The 17843-nt window shown below is 65.4% G+C and carries 17 protein-coding genes; 6 read left to right on the top strand and 11 right to left on the bottom strand.

Annotated elements, in window-relative coordinates:
* Positions 1-62 precede the first annotated feature (62 nt).
* Both C3B78_RS19960 and C3B78_RS04170 read right to left on the bottom strand, forming a co-directional pair.
* Positions 63-719, bottom strand: coding sequence for a DUF6318 family protein (locus C3B78_RS19960; RefSeq protein ID WP_234005513.1), 657 nt, complete (start codon positions 717-719; stop codon positions 63-65).
* Positions 720-909: 190 nt separating this feature from the next.
* Positions 910-2637 carry a purine-cytosine permease family protein gene (locus tag C3B78_RS04170; RefSeq protein ID WP_104996943.1) on the bottom strand — a complete coding sequence of 576 codons (1728 nt, stop codon included), beginning with the start codon at positions 2635-2637 and terminating at the stop codon, positions 910-912.
* Between the two features lie 213 nt (positions 2638-2850).
* On the opposite strand from C3B78_RS04170, the gene bioB reads away from it, so the two are divergent.
* The 5 genes from bioB to C3B78_RS04145 all read left to right on the top strand — a co-directional run bounded on the left by bioB (position 2851) and on the right by C3B78_RS04145 (position 5741).
* The gene (gene bioB, locus C3B78_RS04165) at positions 2851-3870 is read left to right on the top strand and encodes a biotin synthase BioB (protein WP_104996942.1); all 1020 of its coding nucleotides are present in this window, start codon (positions 2851-2853) and stop codon (positions 3868-3870) included.
* Positions 3867-4163 carry a biotin synthase auxiliary protein BsaP gene (bsaP, locus tag C3B78_RS19815; protein ID WP_199775330.1) on the top strand — a complete coding sequence of 99 codons (297 nt, stop codon included), beginning with the start codon at positions 3867-3869 and terminating at the stop codon, positions 4161-4163. Before bioB ends, bsaP begins: the two co-directional genes overlap by 4 nt.
* Positions 4164-4180: 17 nt before the next feature.
* The gene (locus C3B78_RS04155) at positions 4181-4615 is read left to right on the top strand and encodes a pyridoxamine 5'-phosphate oxidase family protein (RefSeq protein WP_104996941.1); all 435 of its coding nucleotides are present in this window, start codon (positions 4181-4183) and stop codon (positions 4613-4615) included.
* Positions 4616-4634: 19 nt separating this feature from the next.
* Complete coding sequence (locus C3B78_RS04150; RefSeq protein ID WP_104996940.1) at positions 4635-5063, top strand: very short patch repair endonuclease; 429 nt, start codon at positions 4635-4637, stop codon at positions 5061-5063.
* 267 nt (positions 5064-5330) lie between these two features.
* Positions 5331-5741: an Hpt domain-containing protein gene (locus tag C3B78_RS04145; protein WP_104996939.1), complete on the top strand. Its 411-nt coding sequence runs from the start codon at positions 5331-5333 to the stop codon at positions 5739-5741.
* Here the strand turns inward: C3B78_RS04145 and C3B78_RS04140 are convergent.
* Entirely contained in the window at positions 5714-6481 is a 768-nt protein-coding gene (locus tag C3B78_RS04140; protein ID WP_199775329.1) for a response regulator transcription factor, read from the bottom strand. The two genes, C3B78_RS04145 and C3B78_RS04140, sit on opposite strands and share 28 nt — an antisense overlap.
* A gap of 95 nt (positions 6482-6576) precedes the next feature.
* On the opposite strand from C3B78_RS04140, the gene C3B78_RS04135 reads away from it, so the two are divergent.
* The gene (locus C3B78_RS04135; protein WP_104996937.1) at positions 6577-8232 is read left to right on the top strand and encodes a sensor histidine kinase; all 1656 of its coding nucleotides are present in this window, start codon (positions 6577-6579) and stop codon (positions 8230-8232) included.
* A 3-nt stretch (positions 8233-8235) separates the two neighbouring features.
* On the opposite strand, the gene C3B78_RS04130 is transcribed toward C3B78_RS04135, so the two are convergent.
* The 8 genes from C3B78_RS04130 to speB form a co-directional block, all read right to left on the bottom strand.
* Entirely contained in the window at positions 8236-9468 is a 1233-nt protein-coding gene (locus C3B78_RS04130; RefSeq protein ID WP_199775328.1) for an McrC family protein, read from the bottom strand.
* Positions 9455-11686 carry an McrB family protein gene (locus C3B78_RS04125; RefSeq protein ID WP_104996936.1) on the bottom strand — a complete coding sequence of 744 codons (2232 nt, stop codon included), beginning with the start codon at positions 11684-11686 and terminating at the stop codon, positions 9455-9457. Before C3B78_RS04125 ends, C3B78_RS04130 begins: the two co-directional genes overlap by 14 nt.
* Positions 11687-11758: 72 nt before the next feature.
* Complete coding sequence (locus C3B78_RS04120; protein ID WP_104996935.1) at positions 11759-11992, bottom strand: PLDc N-terminal domain-containing protein; 234 nt, start codon at positions 11990-11992, stop codon at positions 11759-11761.
* Between the two features lie 87 nt (positions 11993-12079).
* Entirely contained in the window at positions 12080-12496 is a 417-nt protein-coding gene (locus C3B78_RS04115) for an acyl-CoA thioesterase (protein WP_104999627.1), read from the bottom strand.
* Positions 12497-12662: 166 nt separating this feature from the next.
* Positions 12663-14282: an MFS transporter gene (locus C3B78_RS04110; RefSeq protein WP_104996934.1), complete on the bottom strand. Its 1620-nt coding sequence runs from the start codon at positions 14280-14282 to the stop codon at positions 12663-12665.
* Between the two features lie 10 nt (positions 14283-14292).
* Positions 14293-14763, bottom strand: a complete 471-nt coding sequence (locus tag C3B78_RS04105; RefSeq protein WP_104996933.1) for a MarR family winged helix-turn-helix transcriptional regulator — start codon at positions 14761-14763, stop codon at positions 14293-14295.
* A gap of 148 nt (positions 14764-14911) precedes the next feature.
* Entirely contained in the window at positions 14912-16621 is a 1710-nt protein-coding gene (locus tag C3B78_RS04100; protein WP_104999626.1) for a thiamine pyrophosphate-binding protein, read from the bottom strand.
* Between the two features lie 5 nt (positions 16622-16626).
* Positions 16627-17691, bottom strand: coding sequence for an agmatinase (gene speB, locus C3B78_RS04095; protein WP_104996932.1), 1065 nt, complete (start codon positions 17689-17691; stop codon positions 16627-16629).
* Positions 17692-17843: the final 152 nt, after the last annotated feature.

Below are 17843 nucleotides of genomic sequence, written 5' to 3'. Positions count from 1 at the left end.
AAGAAACAATAAGGCCACTACCGCTATCTCGAGGCAGCGATCGCGGAAGTCTCGCCGCCTCATCACTGCACCAGGTGCTCTACCGTCTTGGCCTTCCACCCACCACCGGCAAATTCTGCGACGACTATGTCGCCCATGGCAGGCTTACGAGGAACCGACCCCTTGATAGTGCCGTCTGGCAAGTGATAATCGACGGTGTCTTGGTAAACCTGAACGATTGCTTGGTATTCCCTTGGGCCGGTTTCAATGAAGTCGCTATGCACGCCTTCTACGACCATTTTCCCGCCTGCCAACCAGCGACCCTCTGCGTGCCAATCAGTAACTTCTGTCCTTACCTTCGCGCAGCTCGCGCACGCCGGACCGGATATCGCTTCCAAGGGGCCCATGTCCCCGGTTTCATAGGCGTAGCTAAGGGTGGAGTACCAATACCTGGCGAAAGCCTCCAGGCCCTCCTTCGTCTCCGTCTTTGCCACCTCGGGCAGCACGGGGACGGGGACGTTTTGGGCCGGCCCGGATGCATCAGCCGGCTTGTAGACGGCGCTCGGCGTTGGCGTCGGGGAAGGGCTGCTGCTGGCTGGAGTTGTAGCCGTCGCCGTCGCCGTGCCGGGGTCTGCAGGCGCGCCACCCGCGCAGCCGGCGAGTATCAGCCCCGCTGCAATGATAAAGGCGGCAGCACTGGACCGGGCTTGCCAAGGCGTAGGGACGTTCTGTGATGTCATGGGCCGCTAATCCCCCAGTAGTTTCAAGACGGCTTGCTCCGGACAATGACTTAAGGGTAGCCCAGGTCACAATTCAGCGATCAAACTTATCCACAGCTACCTCGCCAACTTTTACCACCACCAACGGCCGGGGAAAAGTCATAAAGAAAGCCGGCACATAAGCACCGGCTTTCCCTATTACAGCGAATGGCTACTTCTGCGGCGGCAGCACCAACTCCCCTGTCTTGTCCGTGGACAAAGCGAGTGAAGAAACATACAGCGGGCCGCCGTCGTCGGCATCCTTCGCCGAACGGACCATGTCCGGACGCTCGAACTCAATTCCGGTCACGTGGCACAGGAGCCTGGCGTCGCTCGGGTTCCCGTCGGCGTCGAACATCGGCAGGTCAATACCGTCGTCGGCGCGGCGGAGGTAGTACTGACCGCGGGTGGCCAAGGCGAGCACTGGTGGAAGGACCAGCGCCAGGCCCACCGCAAAGATGGGCGAGAACGGCTGGATCGCGGAACCGAATGCTCCGAAGAACACCGCAATCGAGATCCCTGCGGAAGCCAGCATCGAGACGAACCCTACCGGGTTCACGGCATACAGCATGCCGCGGCGGAACTCGGGAACCTTGGGGGAAATCTTCAACAGGTACTTGTTGATGGCAATGTCGGACGCGACCGTCACCACCCAGGCCATGGCGCAGTTGGCGTAGAACCCGAGGATGGTGTTGAGGAAGTCGAACATGTTGGCTTCCATCAGGACCAGGGCAATGGCCAGGTTGACCACCACGAAGACCATCCGGCCGGGGTAGGTCTTGGTAATGCGGGTGAAGCTGTTGGTCCATGCCAGCGAGCCGGAGTAGGCGTTGGTGACATTGATCTTGATCTGCGAGATGACCACCAGCACCACGGCGAGCGTCATGGCCAGCCAGGCCGGCATCATCTCCCGGTAGACGCCCAGGAACTGGTGCACCGGCTCGTTGGCGGTCGCCGAGGCTGCGGGATCCAGCGTGGCGATGAGGTAGATGGCAATGAACAGCCCGACAATCTGCTTGACCGCCCCGAAAATCACCCAGCCCGGCCCCGCCAGGATCACGGCGCGCCACCACGCACCCTTGTTGGCCTCAGTGCGCGGCGGCATGAAGCGCAGGTAGTCGATCTGCTCGGCAATCTGTGCCATCAAGGACAGGCAGACGCCGGCAGCCAGCATGACGGACGCGAGGTTCGGGCCGCCGTCACCCGATTCGCCTGTATAGGCGAAGAAGGTGTTGATGCTCTCCGGGTGCGAGACCAGCAGGTACCCCACCGGCACCACCATCAGGAGCAGCCACAGCGGGGTGGTCCACACCTGCAGCTTGGCCAGGGTGTTCATCCCGTAGATCACCAGCGGAATGATGATCACGGTGGATGCGGCGTACCCGAGCCACTGCGGAATCCCCAGGCCCACTTCCAGGCCCTGGGCCATGATGGAGCCTTCGAGGGCGAAGAAAATGAAGGTGAACGTCGCGAAGATGACGTTGGTGACCACAGACCCGTAATAGCCGAATCCCGAGCCGCGGGTAATGAGGTCCAGGTCAATGTTGTAGCGTGCCGCGTAATATGCCAGCGGGAAACCCGTGGCGAAGATGATCACGGCAGCCGCCAGGATGCCGAAAATGGCGTTGACGGTGCCGTACGCGATGCCGATGTTCGCGCCGATGGAGAAGTCCGCCAGGTAGGCAATACCACCCAAAGCACTGGTGGCCACCACACCGGCACTCCACTTCCGGTAGGAGCGCGGCGCGAACCGGAGCGTGTAGTCCTCAAGGCTTTCCTTGGTGGCGTTCAGCGCCGCGGCGTTGCCCGCGGCGCTAGTTGCGGGAGCGCTTCCGACGGCGGCGGCGCCGGGCTGTGCCGGCGGTTCCAGCAGTTGCGTTGTCTCTTTGTCACTGCTCATGGAATTGCGTCGCTTTCGTATCTTGGGGGATCTGATGCGACGCTATCCGGCACAAACGACAGCTTGGTCACGGGCTTGTTTCTTGGGCGTTAAGCCTTGACTGCTGCTGTAAACAAAGGGAGCAACTGCCCATTGTCGCAATTCCACAAAACCGGCCGCACATCCCGGAATTAGTCTCGGAAAGAGGGATCACCACCGAAAGCTAGGACGCCGATGACAAGCAATTCACACACGACGGAATACCCCATCCTCGAGACCGCCCGGCAGCAGGTCCTGGAGGGCGGAACCGGCCTCTCGGAGGCGCAGCTCGTGGAGATTCTCCGGCTTCCCGATCACGCAGTCCCGGCCGCGCTGGAGCTTGCCCATCAGGTCCGCCTCAGGCACTGCGGAGAGGCTGTGGAGGTGGAAGGCATCATCTCGATCAAGACCGGAGGCTGCCCGGAAGACTGCCACTTCTGCAGCCAGTCCGGGCTCTTCGACAGCCCGGTCCGCGGCGTCTGGCTGGACATTCCGGAGCTGGTCAAGGCCGCCAAGGAAACTGCGGCCACCGGGGCCACCGAGTTCTGCATCGTGGCCGCGGTCCGTGGGCCGGACATCAAGCTGATGAACCAGATCAAGTTCGCGATCGACCGCATCAACGAGGAGGTGGACATCAACATCGCCTGCTCCCTGGGCATGCTCACCCAGCGGCAGGTGGACCAGCTCGCCGGCTGGGGTGTCCACCGCTACAACCACAACCTCGAAACCGCGCGCAGCTACTTTCCCGAGGTGGTCACCACCCACAGCTACGAGGAGCGGCTGGAGACCTGCAACATGGTCAAAGACGCCGGGATGGAGCTGTGCTGCGGCGCCCTCATCGGCATGGGCGAAACACTTGAACAGCGGGCCGAGCTCGCCGCCCAGCTCGCCGCGCTGGACCCGCACGAGGTCCCCCTGAACTTCCTTAATCCGCGGCCCGGAACCCCGCTGGAAAACCAGGGCATCATGGACGGCAAGGATGCCCTCCGCGCCATCGCCGCATTCCGCCTGGCCATGCCCCGCACGGTCCTGCGGTACGCCGGCGGCCGCGAGCTGACCCTCGGCGACCTCGGCACCCGCGAAGGACTTCTGGGCGGTATCAACGCGGTGATCGTTGGCAACTACCTCACAACCCTGGGCCGGCCGGCCGCCGCCGACCTCAACCTCCTGGTGGACCTCAACATGCCCATCAGGGAACTCCAGAAAACCCTATGAGCACCCCGCACAATCCAGCCGCGATCTTCTGCGCCCTCTGCGGGGAGCCCCGCAGCAAGGAAGCGTCCGACGGCGGCAACGCTCCGCCGTCGGACGCCCGCCGGGGCATCGCCCTCCACCCGGCGTGCGCCGCACGGCTGCAGCTGGAACCGCCGCGCTACTGCCCCGATTGCGGACGCCGCCTGAAAGTGCAGGTCTCGCCCCTTGCCTGGCGGGCAACCTGTTCCCGGCATGGAACGGCCACCCCGTCGCAAGGAGCAAACTCGTCAAAGCTCTGGAATATTTCTACATAACGTAGAAGAATAGCTTCATGATGTTTGAACATGCAGATGGACAACCCGTACTGGAACTCAACGATGAGCAGTCCTGGCGGCTGTTGGAGGGCACCAAGCACGGGCGGCTCGTTGTATCCGTTGCCGGCGAACCGGACATCTTCCCGGTCAACTACGTCACGTCCGCCCGAAAGCTCTATCTGAGGACGGCCCCGGGCAACAAACTTGCCCAACTCACCATCAACTCCTCTGTCCTCTTCGAAACGGACGGCGTCCTCTCCGAGGAGGCATGGTCCGTGGTGCTGCGCGGACAGGCACGCGTTCTGAGCAACTCCGGGGAACTGGCGGCGGTGGAGGAACTGGGCCTGAAAAGCTGGGTTCCCACCTTGAAGGACTTCTACGTGGAAATTGAACCCACGTCCGTCAGCGGCCGCCACTTCCACTTTGGCGAACAGCCTGAACGGGAAATCTAGGAGCTCCCGGACTAAAAGCATGGCGGACAAGCTCACCCCCGAGCAGCGCAGCTGGAATATGTCCCGGATCCGGGGCAAGAACACCAAGCCTGAGCTGCTGGTGCGCAGGCTCCTCCACGCCAAGGGCTACCGGTACCGGCTGCACGGCAGGTCCGGGAGCACCCGCCTGCCCGGCAACCCGGACCTGGTCTTCGCCGGCCGTCGCAAAGTCATCTTCATCAACGGCTGTTTCTGGCACTTCCATGAGTGCCGGGCGGGTCAGCATGCGCCGAAGGCCAACGCGGAATTCTGGGCCGCCAAGCGCACCCGGACCCGGGACCGGGATGCCAGCCAGCGCCGCCTGCTGGAGGAGGCCGGCTGGGACGTCCTGACGGTGTGGGAGTGCGAGCTCAAGGACAGTTCTGCCCTCGAGGCGGAGCTCGTGCAGTTCCTCGAAACCCGCCGCTGACCCTTCACCCGGGCTGTTGCCGGCTGCCTCGACCCTCAGCTCCGACGCGCCGTTAGGGCAGCCCTGAAGGCGGTCCGGCTGGCAGGCAGGCAGGACATCAGGTCCTGTTCCAGGTCGATTCGGAACCACCGCAGTCCCATCAAGAAACGCACAATTCTCTTCGGGAAACCTGCCCGGCAAAAGCAACAGACCTAACCTGAAGTGACATTCATGCCCCACTTAAACGCCTCCTCCAGGAATGGACCGCCACCCACCGAAAGGACCGCCATGAGCGCCGCCGATGATGCCCCCCGGCCCTTGGTGGACCAGTCCGTTCTCGACCGGCTCCGGGAAGAACTGGAAGAGGATGAGGGCTACTGCAGGGTCTTTGTGGGGAACTTTATCGAGTTCCTGCCGCATCGCATTGGGCGGCTCCGCCTTGCCCTGACCACGGGAGACCTGGAAGGTTCAGTGGACGCGGTCCTGAGCCTGAAGACCGCCAGCCAGATGGTGGGTGCCGAACGGCTGGCCAGCCTGGCCATGGAACTGGAGGGCGAAATCCGTACCGAGGCACAGGAGGCGGACGTGGCTGTCTTCCTGCCGCGGCTGGCTGTCGCCTTCTTGAGGCGGATCAACCATTGCAGCCGGCAGACGATGCACCGCCTTGAGGCTCAGTGGGCCTCCGGCGCCAGCCGGTAGCCGACTCCCCTGACGGTTTGCAGCCAGCGCGGTTTCTGGGGCGAGTCGCCCAGCTTCTTCCGCAGGTTCCCCATGTGCACCTCGACGGACCGTTCGTCAGCCTCGCTGATGTAGCTGCCGACGTCGTAATCCTCGTCCCGCAGCCGCCGCACCAGGTCCGATTTGGTCCGCACGGTCCGCCCTGCTTCCAGGAGTGCGTGCAGGAGTTCGAATTCCGTACGGGTCAGGTTCATTTCCTTACCGTCCACAACCACGGTCCGGGACGAGTAGCTGAGCTCCAGCCCGTTGTGGCTGAAGTTGCCCCGCTCGGGGTGGGCTCCCCCGTCAGCTTGGTTATCCGCGGACAGGGCCTGGGCAGGGTCCGGGACGGAACGGGGACGGCGCATCATCGCTGCGATGCGCGCACGCAGCTCCCTGGGCCGGAACGGTTTGGTGAGGTAATCGTCGGCCCCGGACTCCAGCCCGATCAGGGTGTCCAGTTCCTCGGTCCGGGCCGTGAGCATCACGATGTAGGCATCGGAAAATTCACGGATCTGCCGGGAAACCTCGAAGCCGTCGATGTCAGGCAATCCAAGGTCCAGGGTGATGACGTCCGGGCTGAGGTTCTTGGCGATCAGGACGCCTTCTGCCCCGCTGCTGGCAACACTCACCTCGAAACCGGCCTGTGACAGCACCGTGCGTACCAGTTCCCGGATGTCGTGGTCATCCTCGATGACCAGTCCCACTCGTGCATCACTCATAGCGCCCCCTCAGCAGCCAACGTCAGAAGTATAGCTGGCTGCCGATATCCTGCTGGTATGGCTCCACTGACCCCGCTCCCCTACCTGTGCACGCCATGACCGCTCCAGTGGCGTGGGCTTCGGGTAAGTTGAGGTTTTTCCGGCGGCCCTTTCACGAGTACAGCCTGACCCAGCGGGTGGGGCTGAGCCAGATGCCGCTGTTCATCACCACGTTGTTGACGGTGTTCCTGGTGTGGGCCTTCTTCCCGGGCACCATGGACAATCCACTCTTTGCCGCCTTCGTAATCTCCCAGCTGGCCATCATGGGCCTTTGCTACCTGGTTCCGTGGGAGCGGCTGCCCTACACGAGCTTCCTGGTCATTCCGCTGCTGGACTTTGTCTCCATCGGGGTGGGCCGGCAGGGCGGGCAGGAGAGCCTGGCGGGCATCACCCTGCTGGCCGTTTTCCCGGTGATTTGGCTGTGCGCGTCAGGATATTATCCCAGGGCGGCGTTGTGGTTGTCCTTCCTGGGGCCGCTGGCCATCATCTGGGTTCCGCTGCTGTTGAAGGGGAACTTTTCGCCCCAGGACCTGGCGCGTTCTTTGCTGGTTCCGGTGATAGTGCTCGGAATCGGTACATCCGTGAGCGTACTGACCCTCAGCATGATGCGGCAGCAGCGGGAACTTGAGGAAAAGGACGCCCAGCTGCAGGCGAACCTTCGGACCAGCCAGCGCCAGGAGGCACTGCTCAATACCGTTTTGGACACTGTCCATCTGGGCGTCCTTGCCGTGGACGCGGACGGTCACGATGTCCTGATGAACAGGAAGCAGCGGGCAAACCACGAACTGGCCCGGCCCAAGGAGATCGCCGACCCGAACGAGTCCCAGCTGCTGGTATTCGGGCCGGACCGGAAAACGCTGGTTCCCGTGGAGGAACGGCCGGTTCGCCGCGCCGTCCTGGGTGAAACCTTCACTGATTACCTGGTCTGGCTGGGAGCCGGCAGCGACCAGCGCGCCGTCGTGACCACCGCGCGCGCCATGAAGGACCACGACGGCGCTTTCGCCGGCTCGGTGGTCGCGTTCAGCGACGTGACGGACCTGGTGAACGCCCTGACGGCGAAGGACGACTTTGTTGCCAGCGTCTCCCACGAGTTCCGGACCCCGCTGACCTCCATCCTGGGCTACGTGGAACTCCTGCTGGCTGACAAACCGACGGAGGCGCAGCGGCAGATGCTGGAGATTCTTCGCCGGAACTCCGAGCGGCTCCTGACCCTGGTCTCGGACCTGCTGTCCAGCCGCAACGGGCAGCTGATCGTCACGCCGGAGGCCGTGGACGTCGCCGAACTGGTGCGGTCCAGCGTTTCCTCGGCCACGCCCCGGGCAACAGACGCGGGGGTGGCGCTCCAGGCGCAGACCCCTGAACGGCTTGAGGCCCACGTGGACGGTGCCCGGATCTCCCAGGTCCTGGACAACCTGGTGTCCAACGCCATCAAGTACTCCCCTGACGGCGGCAGCGTGTTGGTCTCCCTGGAGCAGGAGGACGGGCACCTGGCCTGCCGGATCACCGACACCGGCATGGGTATGAGCCCCGAGGACGCCTCCGAGGTTTTCGCCAAGTTCTTCCGCTCCAGCACGGTCCGCCGGACCGCCATCCCCGGTGTCGGCCTGGGCCTCCCGATCAGCAAGGCGATCATCGAGGCCCACGGCGGAACCATCGGGGTGGACAGCACCCTCGGCGAAGGGACCACCTTCACGTTCCGGGTTCCGGTCTAGCCCTCACGGAGTGGACTGCCGGACCACCTCACCCCAGGACTGGCGGGCGAGTTCCCGGACGGACGCGAGGATTTCCAACGGCGGCCTGGACAGGTCCAGCGGGAATTCAATGATATCGATGTCCGTGTTGAGGATCCGGCGGAGCTTCATTTCCCCCGTCCCGGCGTAGACCAGCCAAGCGGTGGGCACCGCCAGCGCGGTGCAGTGCGCCAGCATCTGGTAGTGGTCCGCGGTCAGGGAAGCGCCAGTATCCGAAGCCGCGGTGTACTTGGCGTTGTACACCACCACCGGCCGGCCGCCGAGCAGGTGTACGGCGTCCGGGCGCACCGAAAGCCGGTCAGCGTCATGCACCGCCTCGCTCAGGAGCGCATTGAACCGGAGCCGGAGTTCGCCCGGGTAGGCGGACATCGCCTCCCGCAGCGCCGTGCCCACGAAATCCTCAAACACCCGGGACATGTCCACCACGAAGGAGGCTGTCTGCTGCGTGCCTTCGCCGGCTTCCGCGGAGGCGTTGCGCAGGATCAGCTCCGCCAGGCGCAGCACCGCGTGGTAGCGGACGTTCATCCTGGTGGCTTTCCACCGGGGCAGCGGTGCTCCTGCCGGGAGGCGCGTAACGGCGTCGAGCTTTCCCTTGAGCTGGCGCAGCCTGCTCAACACCTCGGGGCGGACGCGCGGCACCTGGCCCATCCGCTCCAGAGCGGCGCGCAGGATCCGGTTCTCGGCAATGTCCTCGGTGAACTCGTCATAGGACACCTCCAGGGGCACCAGCATGCCGGGCCGCCGGGAAATCTGGTCCGAAATCCGGATCCGGCCCTTGACCGTCCGGAGCGATTCATCCACGGTGAGATAGCCCTGCAGCACGCCGCGGCCCAGGGCACGTTCGGCCAGTTGCGCCAAGGACTCCGCCAGCGCGCTCCACAGCTCCCGGTCCTCCAGGGCTGAGACCGAATCGGGGCGGAAGCCCTGCTCGCCGGCGTAGCTGAGCAGGAACAGGAGCCGGCTGAGCCCCAGCCGGTCCTTGGGACGCACGTCGAGCTGCACGGTGGCCGTGCGCACCGAACCCACTTTGCCCACCGGCTCGATCCGGTACAGCCCAAGGCCCATGGGTGATGCCTTGGCCAGGCCGCTGGAATTCAGGAAGGACGCGCTGGCCGGGTCCAGCCGCTCCACGATGCCGCGGGACAGTTCGTCCAGCACCAGGTGCCGGACAGACGTGCCGGGGTCAGCGGCCCGCAAGGCGTCCCAGCAGCTGGTCCAGCCCGAAGCGCTCCTCGAGCTGCGCCCGGGTCAGCTGGCCGTGGTAGTGCTCCTCCAGCAGCGGCATGAGCTCGTACTTCCAGATCCGGCGCAGCCCGGCAGGGGTCTGGGCAGCCGGCTTCATGAAGTAGGACGGCCCGATCATCAGGTCCCGGTCCCACTCGTCGATCGCACTGTTCAGGGCATCCAGCAGCAGCGCCGGCGTGAGGTCGAGTTGCCGCGCCTGGAGGAACCGCAGCAAGGAGCCCTTCACGGGCTCGGTCTGCGGGTGCAGCTCGATGAAGGAGAATCGCCGCCGGATGGCCGCGTCCATCATGGCAATGGAACGGTCCGCGGTGTTCATGGTGCCGATGATGTACAGGTTGTCCGGCAGGGTGAACGGCTCGTTGGGGCTGTACTGCAGGTAAATCCGGTCGTCCCGGTATTCCAGAAGGAAGTACAGTTCGCCGAACACCTTGGCCAGGTTGGCGCGGTTCATCTCGTCGATGATGAGGAAGTACGGCTTGTTTTCGTTGCCGGGCTTCGCCGCCTCCTCCGCGAGCCGGCGCAGCGGCCCAGCCACCAGCTTGAAGGAGACCTGGCCTTCGTCGGTCTTGTCCGGGCGGTACCCCTCGAAGAAGTCCTCGTAGGCGTAGGAGGGATGGAACTGGACCAGTTTGACCCGCTCGTCCGTGGTGTCGTCCGCCAGTTCGGCGGCGAGGTGCTTCGCCAGGTAGGTCTTGCCGGTCCCGGGCGGGCCGTACAGGACCAGCTGCCGGTTCTCCTCCAGCAGCTCGGCGATCTCCTGGAGCGGCTCAAGCTCCATGTGCAGCGAGTCCGCGAACTCGCGGGTCAGCGGGCGGAAGCCCTCCTGGACGGGAGGTACGACGGCGGCCGCTTCAGCGCCGTCGTCGGGCTCTGTTTCCGCCTCTGCCGGCAGAAGTGCCTGCAGCGCCTGCACCACCTTGGTCACATCCACGACGATGCCGGGGGTGGCCAGCTGCCGCTGGACGTGCCGGGGAAGGCTGGTGGTGGTGTGTCCCTCGTCGAACCAGCGGACCTTGCGGCGCAGGCGCCGGTTGTCGTCGTTGTGTTCGGGCTCCCCCAGCACAACCCCCAGGCTCACGGTGCCGGCGTGCTGGTACAGCACCAGGTCCCCCGGCTTCATGACCGTCAGGAAGGCAAAGACCGCCGTCTTGGTGTCCTCGCGCTCCACGTAACCGAGGTGCTTGTAGTCCTCGTCCACGGCGTGCTGGACCAGCCCGGCGGTAACGCCGGGGTCCAGCAGTCGAAGGTGTTCGACGTCGAGGGTCGCCTTTTCCTCGCCCTGCCAGGCGGTAAGGAGCTCTGTGTTGTCGCTGTGCGTGCGCAGCAGCCAGGCCCGCCGGCCGGGGTCGCCCACCTTGCGCCACTGGCTGACGAGCTGGCGGGAGTACCAGTCGATGCGCTGGCCGGCCTGCTCATCCAGGTGCAGGCGGATACGGTGGATGTCAGCGGTGATGTCCTCTTCGGCATCCCCCTTCGCGCCGCCCACCAGCGACGCGAAGGCGTCCCGGATCTCCTGCCGCTCCACGTCCGCCACCACGGGCTCGAAGTAGCTGGGGCAGGTGAGGAACTCGATGCTGCGGCGGATTGCGGGCTGGTCGTCCGGGGTTGCGGCCGCCAGCCGGTGGAACTCGAGCGGGTCCTGCAGCGCCGCCGCGATGGCCGCCGTGGGCTGCTGGTCCACGTGCTGCACAAACCGGCACAGCCATTTCAGGTGGTCCCAGATGGTCCAGTTGAACTCGGCGGTTCGGTCCCTGATGACACCGTGGTCCGTCATGCCCTCGTAGAGCTCGTCGGGCAGTTCCAGCGGAGGCTCCAGCCATGAAGCAGCCTCGGCCACGCGGGCACGCTTGACCTTCAGTGACTTCACCTCATGGGCCAGCGGAAGGGACTGCAGGAACAACAGTTCGACGGCCAGCTGCTTCGCTTCTCTGGAGGCGCCGTCCAGGTTCTGCCGCAGGTTGGTCATCATGGGGGCCTTGGGGTCAGGCGTCCCGCGTTCCAGCCGCTCCAGAAGCTCTGCGGCCGCGTCCCCGGTCCACGTCAGGGTTCGGCCATCCAGGGCCGACGGTTTCCCCAGCAGCCCCGGGCCCAGTACGAACCATGCTGCGTCCTCAATCTCCTCTGATATGCCGAGGGCGCGGGTCATGGCAGCAGTGGAGGCGGGGGTCATGGATTCAAATTTACAGGGTCAAGCTGGACGGGCGCTCAACAGACGGTGAACGGCCGGTCTTGGCCCGGCTCACTACATGGCGGTGACGGGCTTCTTCCGGCCGAAAATGAAGTAGCCCATGGGACCGATGAAGTTGATGAAGGACGCCGCCCGCCAGGCTGCCTTGGGACCGTTGATCATTGCGGCCGGGCGCTTGGAGATATCGCGCTGGGCTGCCACCAGCAGGGACATCTGCACGATGCCCACCACAATGGTGCCTGCCTTGGCCGACGGAGTCATTTCCTTCCAGGTCTTTTTCTTGGCCATGTTCTCTGCTCCTTGGTTGGGGTTTCAGTTTCCGGTGCAGGCGCCCGCTGCGCAATGGGTGGCAGTGCCCTGCCGCCGCAAGACGGCTCAGGCAGTGAACGGTGCCAGCCGTTCCTTCTGTTCCGGAGTAAGCCGCTGCACCCGGCCCGTGGCTTCGTCCACGAACGCAAGGTGGCTGCTTGCCTTCACGCAGTCCTCCCGGGTGACCGGGTCCTGGACCAGGTAGTTGATATCAAAGCTTGCCCCCTTGACGGCCCCGATCCACACCAGGACCACGGCCGGAACGTTGCGGTATTCAAGGGTCCTGACGTACCGGATCTTGTGGTCCACCACCAGGGCCATGGTCCCGTCCGGGACATCGTTGAAGAGTGAGACGCGGGGTTCAATGCCGGGCAGCCCCGCGCCCCGCGGCGGGCCGAAGGCTGCGATCCGGGCTTCCTCCAGCATCCGGACGATCTGGACGTTGTTGATGTGCCCGTATGCGTCCATGTCACCCCAGCGCATGGGCACCAGCACCTCGATCCGGCGGCCGCCCGTGGATTCCGGCTGCGCCGGGGTGTCCTGCTGCGCGGGCGCCTCCTGCGTGATCAACTGTGCATCCACGATCTTGCCCTTTTCCATGACCAGAATCGTATCGGCATCGCGGAGCGCGGGGAGTACGCCCCTGGTGTCACCTGCCCGCCGGGGCGGGCTCCGCCGTCGAGCTTTCCTGCTTCCGCGCCTGTTCCGGCGCCGGCTGGATGTCAACCGTCCGCCGCAGCGGCTTTTCCTTGATGAACAGCACGGACACCAGGGCGGCGACGGCCACGGCGGCGGAGATCAGGAACACTTCCGCGGTGGCGTCACCGTAGGCGGCCCGCATGATGTCGCGGACGGGTTCCGGCATGTGCGCCAAGTCCATGCTGGAGCCCGCAGCGCCGCCCTGGACGGGGATACCGGCCGCTGCCAGTCCCTGGGTGGCCAGTTCGCTGACCCTGTTGGCCAGGACGGCGCCCAGGACAGAGACGCCAATGGCCCCGCCCACGGACCGGAAGAACGCCACGGAGGCGCTGGCCGTCCCAATGTCCGCAGCCCGGACCGTGTTCTGCACCGCCAGCACAAGGTTCTGCATCAGCATGCCCAGGCCAAGCCCCAGCACCGTTGTGAAGATTCCGGCGTGCCAGAGCTCCGTGCTGTGGTCCATGGTCCCTGCTAGTCCCAGCCCGCCGATCAGCAGGATGGATCCCGCGATCAGGTAGCCCTTCCACTTTCCCGTGCGGCTGATCAGGAGTCCGGATGCCACCGAGCCCGCCAGGTTGCCGGCGATCATGGGCAGGGTAAGCAGTCCGGCCTCGGTGGGGGTGGCGCCGCGGGCCACCTGGAAGTACTGCCCCAGGAAGGTTGAGGAACCGAACATCGCGACGCCTACCGCCACTGAGGCGAGGATGGCAAGGGCCGTGGTGCGTTCGGAGATGATTTTGAGCGGGATGATGGGCTGTTCCACCTTGGATTCCACCAGGACCAGCAGTGCCAGCAGGAGCATTCCGCCGCCCACCATGAGGGCGGACTGCCAGGAGATCCAGTCGTAGTAGGCGGGGTTGCCGGCGAAGGAGACCCAGATCAGCAGCAGGCTTACGCCGGAGGTGAGCAGGATGGAACCGAGCCAGTCGATCGTGGCGGGCCGGCGGACGTGGCTGATCTTCAGGGTGGCCTGCAGGAGGATCAGGGCGACGACGGCGAGCGGCACGCACACGAAGAAGGTCCAGCGCCAGCCCAGCGGGCTGTCCACGATGAAGCCGCCCAGCAGCGGTCCGCCGGCGGTGCCGACCGCCATGACCGCGCCCATGTAGCCGGAGTATTTCCCGCGGTTCCGCGGCGGGATCATGGTGCCGATGATGGCCTGGGCCAATGCCGTGAGGCCGCCCATGGCAACGCCCTGGACGACCCGCGCACCCAGCAGCAGCGGGATGGTGTCGGAGAGTCCTGCCATGACGGACCCTGCAACGAAGATGATGATGCTCAGCTGGACCAGGACCTTCTTGTCATAGAGGTCAGCAAGTTTGCCCCAGATGGGCGTAGTGGCGGCGTTGGCCAGCAGCGCGGCGGTGATCACCCAGGCAAAGTCGGTCTGGGTGCCGTGCAGGTCGGACATGATCGTCGGCAGGGCGTTGGCCACGATCGTGCTGCTGAGGATCGCCGTGAAGAAGGCGGCCAGGAGGCCGGTGAGCGCTTCCATGATCTGGCGGTGGGACATTTCGGGCGGTGCAGCGGGTGCACTCGGCATGGTGGCCGGGGCGGCTGTGGTTGCCATGGGTTTGCTCCTAGGGGGTGGTGATGGTGCCGGCCGCCGTTGCCCGGGCTGATTTCCTGAGTGATTCGGTGAGCTTGTGCAGGGTTTTCGCCGTGTTGCCGGCATCCTCCTCGCTCCAGTCCCGCAGGTAGTCCTGCAGGGCTGCCGTCCGCTGCTCCTCGATGCTCCGGAGCCTGTCTACTCCCAGGGGCGTGAGGGCAACCAACTGTGCCCGTCCGTCGTCGGGGTCCTGCCTGCGGACCACCAGGCCGTGCTCCTCCAGGTCCGCGATGTGGCGGCTGAGGACCGGCGCGCTGACCCCCAGCCGCTCGGCCAGGCTCGTGGCGCGCGACTCCCCCTCTCCCACGAACCGGAGGACGCCCTGGAGTGCGACTCCGGTCTCCTGCCCGCGGACTGCGGCAGTGGCGATGCAACGCACCGCGCGCTGGAGATCGAAGATCTGGTAGACGAGATCGGCCGCCGTATCCGGTGCAACTGCCATTGCTACAGACACTCCTTACTTGTTTGCCTGAAGCAACTATATACCCATTTGATTGCTTCAGGAAACTAAAGGGCTTCGGGGATGACGAAGGGCCCCGGCTCCTTGCGGAGGCCGGGACCCTTTTTCTGCGTATTCGGTTGAGTGGGCCCTATGCGGGGAGATGGGTGGGGGCGAACATCTTCAGGAGCGTTTCCACCACGACGACGTTGGGCCCGTCACCGGCGAAGCCCGCCTTGAGCGCCTCCCCCACGTCCTCCGGCGCCACTTTTGTGGCCGGCACGCCGAAGGCTTCGGCGAGTTTGACGAAGTCCGGCCGGGCCAGCTCGGTGGCGGTTGCCTTGCCGAAGGCGCCCACCATGTATTCGCGCAGGATGCCGTAGCCGCCGTCGTCCACGATCAGCCAGGTGACCGGCACGTTGTGCTGCTTCGCCGTGGCCAGTTCCGCGATGGAGTACATGGACGAGCCGTCGCCGGAGACGGCGAGCACCCGGCCCGGCTTGCCGACTGTTTCCAGCCCCACGGCGGCGCCGATCGCCGCCGGGAAGCCGTAGCCCAGGCCGCCGGCGCCTTGGGCGGAGTGGAACTGGCCCTCCCGGGCGTCCCAGCAGCTCCAGCCCCAGTAGGCGGCGATGGTCATGTCCCAGAAGGTCTGCATGTCCGCCGGGACCGCTTCCCGGATGTCGGCCATGAACTTCAGCTCCTTGGCAAGGTCCTGGGATTCCAGGCGCGCCCGGACTTTCGCCAGGGATTCCTTGACCAGGTCCTCCGGAGAGGTGCCGTGCCAGTTGGGCCTGGCATGCGCAGGCTCCACCTCCAGCGCCTCGTCCAGGGCAGCCAGTGCCTGTCCCGCGTCCGCGCGGATGCCCAGCCCGGGCCGGTTGGACTCCAGGACCCGGGGTTCGGCGTCGATCTGGATGATCCTGCCGCGCGGCTCGAATGTGAAGTAGTTGGACGTGACCTCGCCCAGCGACGAGCCGATCACCACCAGCACGTCGGCATCCTCGAGCACGTCGGTCATGTAGCGGTCCTCGATCCACGACTGCAGCGAGAGCTCGTGGTTCCAGGGGAACGCGCCGTTGCCGCCCGGAGTGCAGATCACGGGGGCACGCAGTTTCTCCGCAATGGACAGCAGCGACTTCTCAGCCCGGCCCCGGCGGGTACCGCCGCCGGCAATGATGGCCGGGCGCTCGGCGGCCTGCAGCCATTTCACCGCTTCGCGGACCAGCTCCACCCGCGGCGGGTTGTCCGCCGCTTCAGCGAGGGCGTCCTCCACCGGCGGCACCATGATCGGATCGAGCAGGACGTTCTGCGGAATCTCGAGCCACACCGGCCCCTGGGGCGAGGAGATTGCCTCGGTCCACGCATCCTGGATGGCGGACGGGATGCCGGACGCGTGCTGGATCAGCCGCTGGCTCTTCGTCACGTTCGCGGCCGAGGCCTTCTGGTCATCGAGCTGGTGCAGCATGCCCTTGCGCCGGGCGCCCAGGCCTTCCAGCGGAATCTGGCTCGCTACCACCACCATCGGCACGCCGGTGGCATAGGCTTCCTGCAGCCCGGCCAGGGACGTCAGCGCACCTGGACCGGTGGAAAGGAACAGGACACCCACTTCACCGGTGGCCCGCGAATACCCGTCCGCAGCGAAGGCGCTGTTGTTCTCCACCCGCGAGGAAACGAACTGCAGGTTGCCCCGGCCCATTGCATCAAACAGTCCCAGCGCATGCTGCCCGGGGATGCCAAACACCGTCTTCGCGCCCAGCGCTTCCAGTGTTTCCACGACGAGGTCCCCGCCGTTGCGCGCACCCGTACCCGGACCTTTCCCTGCCGGCACAGCCGCCCTGCCCGGATCGTGCTCGACCATCACCGCTACTCCTTGCCCGCCGGTGCGAAGCCTGCCGGCCGGCGGACCTCCTGGCCGAGCGCCTGGGCGGCGTATCCCGTTGCCGAGCCGAAGCGGCTTCCTTCCACGGCGTTGTCCGCCATTAGGGTGACCAGTTCGTAGGCGACGTGGCTGGCGGCTACGCCGGTGATCTCGGCATGGTCGTAGGCCGGGGCCACCTCCACGACGTCGGCGCCCACCAGGTTCATGCCGCGGAAGCCCCGGATGATCTCCAGCAGCTCGCGGCTGGTGATGCCGCCGGCTTCGGGCGTGCCGGTGCCGGGAGCGTGGGCCGGGTCCAGGACGTCGATGTCCACTGAGATGTACAGCGGGCGGTTGCCGATCCGGTCCCGGACCTTGGCCACGGTTTCCAGGACGCCCTGGTAGTAGACGTCCGCGGAGGTGACAATGCCGAACCCGAAGCGATGGTCGTCGTCGAGATCCTTCTTGCCGTACAGCGGGCCGCGGGTGCCGATATGGCTGATGGCTTCCGTGTCCAGGATGCCCTCCTCGACGGCGCGGCGGAACGGGGTGCCGTGGGTGTATTCGGCACCGAAGTACGTGTCCCAGGTGTCCAGGTGCGCGTCGAAGTGCAGCATCGCCACCGGGCCCCCGGCCCGCTCGGCCGCGGCGCGGAGAAGCGGCAGGGCAATCGTATGGTCACCGCCGAGGGTCACCAGCTTGCTGCCTCCGGCGGTGAGGTCCAAAGCATTCTGCTGGATGGTTTCGATGGCTTCGTTGATGTTGAACGGGTTGACCGCCATGTCCCCGGCGTCGGCAACCTGGATGTTCTCGAAGGGGCTGACGTCCCATGCCGGATTGTAGGGGCGCAGCAGCCGGCTGGCTTCCCGGATGTGGTTGGCGCCGAAGCGGGCTCCCGGGCGGTAGGAGACGCCCGAATCGAAGGGCACGCCCACCACGGTGACATCGGCTTTGGCCACCTGGTCCAGCCGCGGCAGCCGGGCATAGGTGGCAGCGCCCGCGTAGCGCGGGATGCGGGATGAATCAATGGGGCCTAGGTTGCCGTTGGCTTCGATGCGCAGCTCTTCCACTGGAGGCCTCTCCTTCGAGGAGTTGAGGGACTGTTGTGACTGCCATCATACACCCGGGTTTTCCTATGTGCACCGCATGTTTACGGAGCCTCACCCATCTGAGTAACGCTAAGTGTCGTTTTGAACGCTCAAAACGACACTTAGCGCTACCT

It is taken from the genome of Arthrobacter sp. PGP41 (assembly GCF_002953935.1).
Classification (GTDB): Bacteria; Actinomycetota; Actinomycetes; order Actinomycetales; family Micrococcaceae; genus Arthrobacter.
Note: the sequence above shows the minus strand (reverse complement) of the source record. Positions and strands in the feature narration are given on the sequence as shown.